Genomic DNA, 9,532 nt, shown 5'->3' on the forward strand with positions numbered 1-9,532 from the left:
CCCTCCGATGGGACCCCCGCCGCCGCCGGCGCCCGTCGTGCTGATGGGTGAGGAAGTTCCGCCACCACCGCCCGGCGCCCCGGTCTGACCGGCGTCGGCGCCCTGCTGGGCACGCGCTAGCGTCTGACCCGTGATCGTGCTGCTGCCCCCGTCGGAGACGAAACGAGACGGTGGAGACGGGCAGGCTCTGTCCCTCGACACGCTGAGTTCGCCCGCGCTGGGTCCGCTGCGTGCCGAGCTCGTCGGTGAATTGGTAGAGCTGGCCGCTGATCGGGCCGCGAGTAGACGGGCGCTGGGTGTCTCGGCCAAACAGGATGCCGAGATCGACCGCAACGCGGCCCTGCGCACGGCTCCGACGATGCCCGCGATCGACCGCTACACCGGCGTGCTCTACGACGCCCTGGACATCGGCTCGCTACGGAGTGCGGCAGCGGCGCGGTCGCGGTCACGACTGGCAGTGGCCTCGGCGCTGTTCGGCCTGGTGCGCGCCGACGACCGGATTCCCGCCTACCGACTCTCGGCGACTTCGCGGCTGCCGGGACGGCCGACGCTCGCCGCCCGTTGGCGACCGGCGCTCGAACCGGTGCTGGCGGCGATCGCCGAGGATGAGTTGGTCGTCGACCTGCGCTCGGGTTCTTACGCTGCGCTGGCCAGGGTGCCCGGTGCGGTGACCGTCGAGGTGGTTGCCGAGCATGTCGACGGGCGCCGCACTGTGGTCAGCCACTTCAACAAGGCGCACAAGGGCCGGCTGGCACGCGTGCTGTCGACGAGTCGATCGGAGCCGGCGGACGCGGCGGCGGTGGCGGCGCTGGCCCGTCGCGCCGGCATGCGGGTGCAGCGGCGCGACGACCACTTGACCGTCCTCGTGGCTGCCTGACCTGCGGCTCGGAAAGCAGCGACAAGGTCGGTCAAGTGGGCGCTGGGCCGGGTGATGAACACACCTGCCACGCCCGGGACGCCGAGAGTAGTCACGCGAAGCGTTGACGTGCACGGTTGCGGCCAGGACACTGCTGTTCGATGTCCACTCTGCGGCTGTATCTGCGTATCCAGGCGATGACGTTCGTGTTCGGGATCGTCGGGCCGATCTTTCTGTTCATCTACTTCGCTGCGCAGCCCGATCCCACCCTGCGGTGGATGTACTGGTGGGGTCTGTTCATCACCACCGCCGATATCTTGATCGCTCTCTTGATCACCGACTCGGCAGTGCGCACCGACCGTGGCAACCGCCGGACGGTGCCCAGTGGAGCGTCGCAAGCGCCGAAAGCCTGACGGCGGTGGTGTTCACCGGCGGTCCTCCGCCCGGCATGCGGCCACGGTCGGGTGTGGACCTGGCGATCTCCATCGTGGCCATGGTGTTGACGGTGCTGCTGGGTGCGGCGGCAGCATTCTTCGGGCTGTTCTCGCTGGCGTTCCTGGACCACTGTCCGCCGTCGAGGTGCAGCGTGGACGGCGCAGTGAGCGCCGTGTTCACCTCTCTTCTGGCCGTGGCCGGTATCGGGTTGGTCGGCATCGTGCTGACCATCGTGCTGCTGGCTCTGCGCAGGACCGGATGGCCGGTCGCGGTCGGCACCCTGGTGCTGTGTGCGCTGGCGGTATTCGCCGGAGGGCTCGGGTACGGCGCTGCCGTCGGCTGAGCGGCCACCTGGATCAGCAACCCCCGGCGACGAGTTGCCGGGGCGCTGCCGATCGGGGTGCAGCTGATGGCCCGCGACGAGACCGTACCGCTACAGCTGGCCGCGCAGCGGGAGACGGCGGCACCGTGGTCCGGGTGACGCCCCCGGGGTGGGTGGCGGAACGTTCATTGTCGCCGTAGCGAATCGGCGCCGGGCGCACGCGTGGGACACTTTGCTCATGTCTGTGGAGATCGCTCGTCCCAAGCTCGAGGGCAATGTCGCCGTCGGCACCGACCGTCGCATCGGCTTCGCCGAGTTCGGTGACCCGCAGGGCCGGGCGATCTTCTGGCTGCACGGCACCCCCGGCGCGCGCCGACAGGTCCCTGTCGAGGCGCGCCTCTACGCCGAGGACAACCACATCCGGTTGATCGGTGTCGACCGCCCGGGTATCGGTTCGTCGACACCGCACGAGTACGCCACCGTCATCGACTTCGCCGATGACCTGCGCACCATCGCCGACACCCTCGGTGTCGACAAGATGGAGATCATCGGGCTCTCCGGCGGTGGTCCGTACACGCTGGGCTGCGCGGCGGCCATGCCCGAACGGGTGGTCGCCGTCGGCGTACTCGGAGGCGTCGCACCGACCCGCGGCGCCGACGGTATCGGCGGCGGGTTGATGGGCAACGTCGGGATACCGGCGGCGCCGCTGCTCGAGAAGGCGGGGACGCCGCTGAGCATGGTGGCCGCCGGATTGATCCGCCTCATCAAGCCGGTCGCCGAGCCTGTGCTGTACCTGTATGCCAGCGTCTCCCCCGAGGGCGACCGCCGGCTGCTGGCCAGGCCCGAGTTCAAGGCGATGTTCCTCGACGACCTGCTCAACGGCAGCCGCAAACAACTTTCCGCACCGTTCGCCGACGTCGTCGTGTTCGCCCGCGACTGGGGTTTCCGCCTGGACGAGGTCAAGGTGCCGGTGCGTTGGTGGCACGGCGACTGTGATCACATCGTGCCGTACGCGCACGGTCGGCACGTGGTCGCGATGCTGCCGGATGCCGAGCTCTACACGCTGCCGGGCGAGAGCCACCTGGGCGGGCTGGGCGAAGCCGAGGCGATCATGGTCACCATGAACGAGATGTGGGACGTCTACGACGCCGGTCGGTGACCGACCCTCGTCAACGTTTCAGCCAACCCCGCACCGTCGGCAGATCCCGGCTGTAGGTCTGCAGGAAATCGTCGTGGTAGAGCGTGCCGCCGCTGATCGCGGCGTCGCCGCGCCACACGATGTGCACACGAACCACACCTTTGTCGAAGTAGTCGCTGCGATCGGCGACACGGTGATTCCACCCGGTCTGCTCGGCGATCGCGGAAATCGTCTGCCGGTCGTCGGTGTCAACCATCGATGATCCCTTCTTGTCAGGGGCCACCCTATCCCCTGCCGGTCAGCGTCCTTCTCAGCAGATGCATCGCGACCGTCGTCGAGCGTTCCCGGACATCGGAGCGGTTGCCGGGCAGCGTCAACGTCCGCGTCAGCGACGTGCCCTCGGCCAGCGCCACTGAAAAGCACACCGTGCCCACCGGTTTGGTCGCGGTGCCACCGCCGGGTCCGGCGATTCCGGTGATCGCCACCGCGGTGTCGGCGCCGAAACGCTGCAGCGCTCCCCGCACCATCGCCTCGGCCACCGGCTCGGAGACCGCGCCGTGCGTCTCGATCAGCGTGGAATCGACCCCGAGCATCGCGGCCTTGGCCGCGTTCGAGTAGACCACCACACCACCGGCCACGTAGGCCGAGGAGCCCGGCCGTTCGGTCAGCCTGGCGGCCAACAACCCCGCGGTGCACGACTCGGCGGTGGCGATGCTGCGGCCGTCGAGCAGGCCTGCGACCTGGTCGTCGACCAGGTCACCGTCCTCGGAGAAGATCTCGCGGGCGTGCCGCTCGCGAAGCACCATCAGCAGATCGGAGTAGGCGCCCGCGTCCCGGGGTTCGTACCGGGTGACGATCTCCAGTTCGCCCCGCCGCAGGCAGGTGGTGATCTCCAATCGGTCGAAACCCGGGACGGCCCGTTCGGCGTCACGCAGCGTGTCGGCCAGCCCGGATTCGGGCAGCCCGAACATCCGTACCGTCTGTTGCTGGTACTGCGTGCGGCCGGCGATCGCGGTCTGAACGGCATCGGTGGCAACGGCGGCCTGCCACATCGGCTGGAGCTCCCGCGGCGGCCCGGGCAGCACCACCACGGTCGGCGTGCCCGCGATCACCACACCGGGCGCGGTGCCCACCGGGTCCAGGACGACCGCGCCGGCGGGCACCAGCGCCTGTTTGCGGTTGGCGGCGCGCACGGCTTCGGCATCGACGATCTGGCTGCCGGTCTGTCGTTTCATCAACGACGTGACGATCTCACCGATGCGGGCGTCGAGAGCCTCGTCGAGCGCCAGGTCCAGCCCACAGAAGCGGGCAACGACCTCCACCGTCATGTCATCTGCGGTGGGGCCGAGCCCGCCGCTGGTGATGATGAGATCCACGCCCTGGTCGGCGAGGAACCGCAGCTGTGCCTCGATGTCGGCGGGCCGGTCGCCACACAGCGTGATGTGGCGCAGCTCCACGCCCAACTCCAGAAGCCGGTCGGCGAGCCAGGGTCCGTTACGGTCCTGGACGCGTCCGGTGAGGACCTCGGTCCCCGTCACCACGATTCCGGCCCGTGCGCTCACGGAAGACGACACTACGCATGGCGCGAGGCGCCGGACGTCTCGACCTGCGAGCGCCTACTTGTGGGGGACGTCGTTGACCAGGCCGCCGTCCATGACGAACTCGGCGCCGGTCGAGTACCGCGACTCGTCGCTGGCCAGAAACACCACGAAGGTGGCGACCTCTTCGGGCTGCCCCGGACGGCCCAGCGGGATGCGCAGCATGTTGTCGGGGAAGTGCTTGGTCATCGGAGTCCGGATGAACCCGGGGTGGATGGAGTTGACGCGGATCTGGTGCGCACCCAGCTCCAGCGCCGCGGACTTGGTCAGCCCGCGCACCGCCCACTTGGACGCCACATACGGGTGCACCATGATGGCGCCGCGCAGCCCCTCGATCGAGGACACGTTGATGATCGAGCCCCCGCCGGCGGCCTTCATCGCCTCCACCGAGGCCTGCATGCCGAGGAACGTGCCGGTGAGGTTGACGTCGATGACCTTCTGCCACTTCGCCATGTCGAACTGCCCGATCAGGCCGAGCGCGACCGTGCCCGCGTTGTTGACCAGGACGTTGAGCTTGCCGAACTCGCTGACCGCGGTGGCGACCGCCGACTCCCACTCGTCGGCCTGGGTGACGTCGAGGTGCACATAGCGCGCGGAATCCGGTGTAGTGGCGTTGATCTCGTCGGCGACTGCCTTGCCCTTGTCGTCGAGGATGTCGCCGATGACCACTTTGGCGCCTTCAGCGACCAGCGCCCGGGCGTCCTCGGCGCCCATCCCCTGCGCCCCACCGCTGATGAGTGCCACTTTTCCGTCCACGCGTCCCATGGGGCGACAGATTACCGCACGGCCGCGGGGAAACTAGAACCTGTTTCAATTTCCGAATTCAGCACGCATACTGCTCGCCATGGGTATTCGTGTGGCGCTCATCGGTACCGGCAACTGCGGCAGCCTGGCGCTGCGCCAGCTCATCGAGGACGGCCGCTTCGACCTGACCGGAGTGTGGGTGTCTGCACAGGCCAAGATCGGCAAGGATGCCGGCGAACTGGCGCACCTCGACGTGACGACCGGCGTGAGCGCCGTCAACGACATGGATGCGATCATCGCGGCCGCCCCCGACTGTGCCGTCTACTGCGCGATGGGAGACGTGCGTCCCCGCGAAGCGCTGGCTGACGTCCGCGGCCTCCTCGAGGCGGGAATCAACGTCGTCGGTTCGTCGCCCGGCTTCCTCGAGTACCCGTGGGGCGTCATCCCCGACCGGACCATCGAGCGCGTTGAAGCCGCAGCGCGACAAGGCAATGCGAGCCTGTTCATCACCGGTGTGGATCCCGGGTTCGTCACGGACCTTCTGCCGCTCGCGCTGGCGGGCACCTGCCAGAGCATCCAGCAGATCCGCACCATGGAGATCGCCGACTACGCCACCTACGACGGCGCCACGGTGATGTTCGACGTGATGGGGTTCGGCAAGCCTGTTGCACAGGAGGTCGGTGACCTGCCGTTTCTGTATCAGCCCGGGATGCTGAGCTCGGCGTGGGGCGTGGGGATCCGTCAGCTCGCCGCAGGCCTGGGTGTGGAATTGGATGAGATCAGGGACTCCGTCGAGCAGGAACCCGCACCGGAGGACTTCGACGTCGCCGTCGGCACCATCAAGAAGGGCACTGTGGCCGCGGTGCGCTTTCAGATCGAGGGTGTCACCGACGGCGCCCCGGTGATCGTCGTCGAACATGTGACGCGGCTGCGCGGGGATCTGCGGCCGGACTGGGCCCAGCCGGCCCAGGAGGGCGGGTCCTACCGGGTGGAGATCACCGGAGAGCCGTCATATGTCATGGACATCGCGCCGACCAGCCGCAACGGTGACCACAACTACGCGGCGATCTTGGCCGCGGCCGGCCGGATCGTCAATGCCATCCCCGACGTCGTCGCCTCGAGCCCCGGTATTCGGACCACGCTCGATCTGCCCCTGGTGACCGGTAAGGGTGTCTACCGGCGGCTGTGATCGTCAGCGACCGTCGCGGCGAGCGATCGCGTTCCATTCGAGCCGGACCCGGGTGCCGTCCGCGGAGGTGTCGATCACCGCGTGATCGGACAGCGTCTCCATCAACGGGATCCCGCGGCCTCGGGTCCGCGGCGCCGGGTCTGTCTGCCGGGGGCGCCACGTACCGCGGTCACAGATCTCCACCGACAGCTTCTGTGCGGCGGGGTGGTAGCTGGCCTGGATGTCCATGGTGCCGGGGTTGTCGGCCAGCCGGTAGGCGAACTCCGCGGCGTTGGTCAGGGCTTCGTTGATGGCCAGCACCAGATCGCTGCACCGGACGGCGTCCAGATCGAAGAAGCGTTGCAGCCATTCCGCGAATTCCTGACGAGTCCGGGACACCGCCTGGGCGTCAGCATCCAGCCCGAACCGCTGGAAACGCTCTGAGTTGGCTACCTCAGTCGGCGGCATGGAATCGATCATGGCAGTCGGTGGCTACCCCGGAAATCACGTTCCTACGCGGCTTTTCTAGGTCTGATGCGCTGCAAGGGCTTCATCGAGGTTCGGAAACAGGCTGACGATGTCGGCGATGCCCACCAATTTGAGGGGCCGGCTGGTGGCCGGACCATCGGCGACGACGCTGAAGGACACCTCCGAGCCTGCCTTGTCGTGTGCCGCGACCAGCACACCCATTCCCGCGGATGCGAGGAACTCGACCTCGGTGAGGTCGATTACCACACCCGCCGGCTGCTGCCCGAGGGCGCCGTCGATCGCTGTCTCCAGCTGAGGCGAGGTGAGCATGTCGACAACGCCGGAGACCGAGACGACGGCGACGCGGTTGACCCATCGCTCGGTCACGACACAGTTCGACGAAGACGTCGCTCCGAAAGTACCGGTTGTGTCTTCGGTTGATTGCTCGTCCAAGGTTCACCCTCCATGTCAGGCCGCTCCACGCATACTGCGAGAGCACTGATCAGTGCCGCTCGCGCAGGCTGCATCCTGAACCCGGCAAGACCAAACTACCGTGATCGTCTGCTCCGATCCGGCCACAGATTAAACCAGCACTGCCGACAACGCCCGTACCATGGTGTGTCTACCCTGCGTAACCGCCCGTGACGGCGCTTGACAGCGCGTGACCGCAAGCCATTCTGGACGAGGAGCGGAGCTTGACCGCTGAGGCCCCGAACCGGGTGGATCCCGTCGCGCAGATCGAAGCCGGTCCGCCGGGTCCGCAGGTCGGCGCGTTCTTCGACCTCGACGGCACCCTGGTCGACGGATTCACCGCGACCGCACATGCCGGCGACCGCATTCGCCGTCGTCAGGCGCGAATCGGCGAGGTGCTGGGCGTGATCGAGGCGTCCATGCGCTACCGGTTCGGTCGGATGCACTTCGAGCGCCTGCTCGTGCGGGCCGCCGGCTATCTGCACGGGGAGTCGCTCGCGGACCTCGACGACGTCGGGCAACGCTTGTTCGGCGAGCGCGTCCGGTCCCGGGTGTACCCGGCGATGCGCCGGATCGTGCTGGCCCACCAACGGCAGGGGCACACCGTGGTGCTCAGTTCCTCGGCGCTGACCATCCACGCCGAACCCGTCGCCCGGTATCTCGAGATCGACCACGTGCTGTGCAATCACTTCGACGTCGACGACGCCGGGCGGCTGACCGGCCGCATCACCGCACCCGTCATCTGGGGCAGACAGAAGGCCGCAGCGGTTCAGGAGTTCTGCGCGACCAGCGCCGTCGACCTGGACCGCAGTTACTTCTACGCGGACGGGGACGAGGACGCCGCGCTGATGGCGCTGGTCGGACATCCCCGCCCGGTGAACCCCCGCCGCGGCCTGGCCGCCACGGCCGCCGAGAAGGGCTGGCCGGTCCTTCGGATGTCACCGACGGGCAGGGGCATTCTCGGTGGCCGCCGTGGTGTACTAAAGTAGAACACGTTTCAGTTTTGTCGTGAACGTGCCTATCGGCCCACCAGGAGCGAACTATGCATACTCCCCTGTGCGATCAGCTCGGCATCGAGTTCCCCATCTTCGCCTTCACCCACTGCCGTGACGTGGTGGTCGCGGTGAGCAAGGCCGGAGGCTTCGGTGTCCTCGGCGCGGTGGGGTTCAGCCCCGAGCAGCTCGAGATCGAACTGAACTGGATCGATGAGCACATCGGCGATCACCACTATGGCGTCGACATCGTGATCCCCAACAAATACGAGGGCATGGACGCGAACCTGTCCGCCGACGAACTGTCGAAGATGCTGCAGGACATGGTTCCGCAGGAACACCTCGACTTCGCGAAGAAGATCCTGACAGACCACGGTGTTCCGCTCACCGCCGAGGACAACGAGAGCACCCTGCAGCTGCTCGGCTGGACCGAGGCCACCGCGACGCCGCAGGTCGAGGTCGCGCTCAAGCATCCGAAGATGACCCTGATCGCCAATGCGCTCGGCACCCCGCCGAAGGACATGATCGAGCACATCCACGCCGAGGGTCGCAAGGTCGCCGCGTTGTGCGGATCGCCCAGCCAGGCGCGCAAGCACGCCGACGCGGGTGTCGACATCATCATCGCCCAGGGCGGCGAAGCCGGCGGGCACAGCGGCGAGGTCGGCTCGATCGTGCTGTGGCCCCAGGTCGTCAAGGAGGTCGCACCGGTGCCGGTGCTGGCCGCGGGTGGCATCGGCAGCGGTCAGCAGATCGCCGCGGCGCTGGCGCTGGGCGCGCAGGGCGCGTGGACCGGTTCGCAGTGGCTGATGGTCGAGGAAGCCGAGAACACCCCGGTGCAGCAGGCGGCCTACGTCAAGGCCGGCAGCCGCGACACCGTCCGCAGCCGCTCGTTCACCGGCAAGCCGGCCCGGATGCTGAAAAACGACTGGACCGAGGCATGGGAGAACCCGGACAACCCGAAGCCGCTCGGAATGCCGTTGCAGTTCATGGTTTCCGGTCTGGCGGTCGCTGCGACGCACAAGTACCCCAACGAGACCGTCGACGTCGCGTTCAATCCCGTCGGCCAGGTCGTCGGTCAGTTCAGCAAGGTCGAGAAGACCTCGACCGTCATCGAGCGTTGGGTGCAGGAGTACCTCGAGGCGACCAACACGCTCAACGAACTCAACGAGGCCGCCAGCGTGTGATTTCGGCGTAGTTGGTCACGCTGGCGTTGATGTGGTGTCTCGGGACATCGTTGACACTTATGTCTCGGGACATCGCTGACACTTATGGTGCCGGCTGGGGCTTGCGGTTGCGATAGGTGCGGGTGGTTTTGTCGCCGGGTTGGTAGTTACGGCTGG

The 9,532-nt window shown here is 67.6% G+C and carries 12 protein-coding genes; 7 read left to right on the top strand and 5 right to left on the bottom strand.

What is annotated here, in order from left to right:
- Positions 1 to 130 precede the first annotated feature (130 nt).
- The 4 genes from yaaA to BEMPMBAN_RS29615 all read left to right on the top strand — a co-directional run bounded on the left by yaaA (position 131) and on the right by BEMPMBAN_RS29615 (position 2,772).
- Complete coding sequence (gene yaaA, locus BEMPMBAN_RS29600) at positions 131 to 877, top strand: peroxide stress protein YaaA (protein WP_159235032.1); 747 nt, start codon at positions 131 to 133, stop codon at positions 875 to 877.
- 140 nt (positions 878 to 1,017) lie between these two features.
- Positions 1,018 to 1,269, top strand: coding sequence for a hypothetical protein (locus tag BEMPMBAN_RS29605; RefSeq protein ID WP_159235033.1), 252 nt, complete (start codon positions 1,018 to 1,020; stop codon positions 1,267 to 1,269).
- Between the two features lie 5 nt (positions 1,270 to 1,274).
- A complete protein-coding gene (locus BEMPMBAN_RS29610; protein ID WP_425295021.1) occupies positions 1,275 to 1,634 on the top strand; it encodes a hypothetical protein in 360 nt (119 codons plus the stop codon).
- 217 nt (positions 1,635 to 1,851) lie between these two features.
- Entirely contained in the window at positions 1,852 to 2,772 is a 921-nt protein-coding gene (locus tag BEMPMBAN_RS29615; protein ID WP_159235034.1) for an alpha/beta fold hydrolase, read from the top strand.
- Between the two features lie 10 nt (positions 2,773 to 2,782).
- Here the strand turns inward: BEMPMBAN_RS29615 and BEMPMBAN_RS29620 are convergent, their stop codons facing one another.
- Genes BEMPMBAN_RS29620 through BEMPMBAN_RS29630 form a run of 3 tightly spaced genes read right to left on the bottom strand, consistent with a single transcriptional unit; the run spans position 2,783 to position 5,114 of the window.
- Entirely contained in the window at positions 2,783 to 3,007 is a 225-nt protein-coding gene (locus BEMPMBAN_RS29620) for a hypothetical protein (RefSeq protein WP_159235035.1), read from the bottom strand.
- Between the two features lie 28 nt (positions 3,008 to 3,035).
- Positions 3,036 to 4,313, bottom strand: coding sequence for a competence/damage-inducible protein A (locus tag BEMPMBAN_RS29625; RefSeq protein ID WP_159235036.1), 1,278 nt, complete (start codon positions 4,311 to 4,313; stop codon positions 3,036 to 3,038).
- 54 nt (positions 4,314 to 4,367) lie between these two features.
- Positions 4,368 to 5,114 carry a glucose 1-dehydrogenase gene (locus BEMPMBAN_RS29630; RefSeq protein WP_159235037.1) on the bottom strand — a complete coding sequence of 249 codons (747 nt, stop codon included), beginning with the start codon at positions 5,112 to 5,114 and terminating at the stop codon, positions 4,368 to 4,370.
- Positions 5,115 to 5,193: 79 nt separating this feature from the next.
- Between BEMPMBAN_RS29630 and BEMPMBAN_RS29635 the strand changes: the two genes are divergently transcribed.
- Entirely contained in the window at positions 5,194 to 6,282 is a 1,089-nt protein-coding gene (locus tag BEMPMBAN_RS29635; RefSeq protein ID WP_159235038.1) for an NAD(P)H-dependent amine dehydrogenase family protein, read from the top strand.
- Between the two features lie 3 nt (positions 6,283 to 6,285).
- On the opposite strand, the gene BEMPMBAN_RS29640 is transcribed toward BEMPMBAN_RS29635, so the two are convergent.
- Entirely contained in the window at positions 6,286 to 6,741 is a 456-nt protein-coding gene (locus tag BEMPMBAN_RS29640) for an ATP-binding protein (protein ID WP_159235039.1), read from the bottom strand.
- Between the two features lie 45 nt (positions 6,742 to 6,786).
- The gene (locus BEMPMBAN_RS29645; protein ID WP_159235040.1) at positions 6,787 to 7,182 is read right to left on the bottom strand and encodes an STAS domain-containing protein; all 396 of its coding nucleotides are present in this window, start codon (positions 7,180 to 7,182) and stop codon (positions 6,787 to 6,789) included.
- A 242-nt stretch (positions 7,183 to 7,424) separates the two neighbouring features.
- Here BEMPMBAN_RS29645 and BEMPMBAN_RS29650 point away from each other — a divergent pair, with 242 nt between their 5' ends.
- Positions 7,425 to 8,189, top strand: a complete 765-nt coding sequence (locus tag BEMPMBAN_RS29650; protein ID WP_159235041.1) for an HAD family hydrolase — start codon at positions 7,425 to 7,427, stop codon at positions 8,187 to 8,189.
- 53 nt (positions 8,190 to 8,242) lie between these two features.
- Positions 8,243 to 9,376: a nitronate monooxygenase gene (locus tag BEMPMBAN_RS29655; protein WP_159235042.1), complete on the top strand. Its 1,134-nt coding sequence runs from the start codon at positions 8,243 to 8,245 to the stop codon at positions 9,374 to 9,376.
- Positions 9,377 to 9,532: the final 156 nt, after the last annotated feature.

This window comes from Mycolicibacterium austroafricanum (genome assembly GCF_902705885.1).
Classification (GTDB): Bacteria; Actinomycetota; Actinomycetes; order Mycobacteriales; family Mycobacteriaceae; genus Mycobacterium; species Mycobacterium vanbaalenii_A.

Coding starts and splice junctions, on each gene's coding strand:
- BEMPMBAN_RS29605 (WP_159235033.1), top strand. CDS start 1,018: ATGTCCACTCTGCGGCTGTATCTGCGTATCCAGGCGATGACGTTCGTG.
- BEMPMBAN_RS29615 (WP_159235034.1), top strand. CDS start 1,852: ATGTCTGTGGAGATCGCTCGTCCCAAGCTCGAGGGCAATGTCGCCGTC.
- BEMPMBAN_RS29620 (WP_159235035.1), bottom strand. CDS start 3,007: ATGGTTGACACCGACGACCGGCAGACGATTTCCGCGATCGCCGAGCAG.
- BEMPMBAN_RS29630 (WP_159235037.1), bottom strand. CDS start 5,114: ATGGGACGCGTGGACGGAAAAGTGGCACTCATCAGCGGTGGGGCGCAG.
- BEMPMBAN_RS29635 (WP_159235038.1), top strand. CDS start 5,194: ATGGGTATTCGTGTGGCGCTCATCGGTACCGGCAACTGCGGCAGCCTG.
- BEMPMBAN_RS29640 (WP_159235039.1), bottom strand. CDS start 6,741: ATGATCGATTCCATGCCGCCGACTGAGGTAGCCAACTCAGAGCGTTTC.
- BEMPMBAN_RS29655 (WP_159235042.1), top strand. CDS start 8,243: ATGCATACTCCCCTGTGCGATCAGCTCGGCATCGAGTTCCCCATCTTC.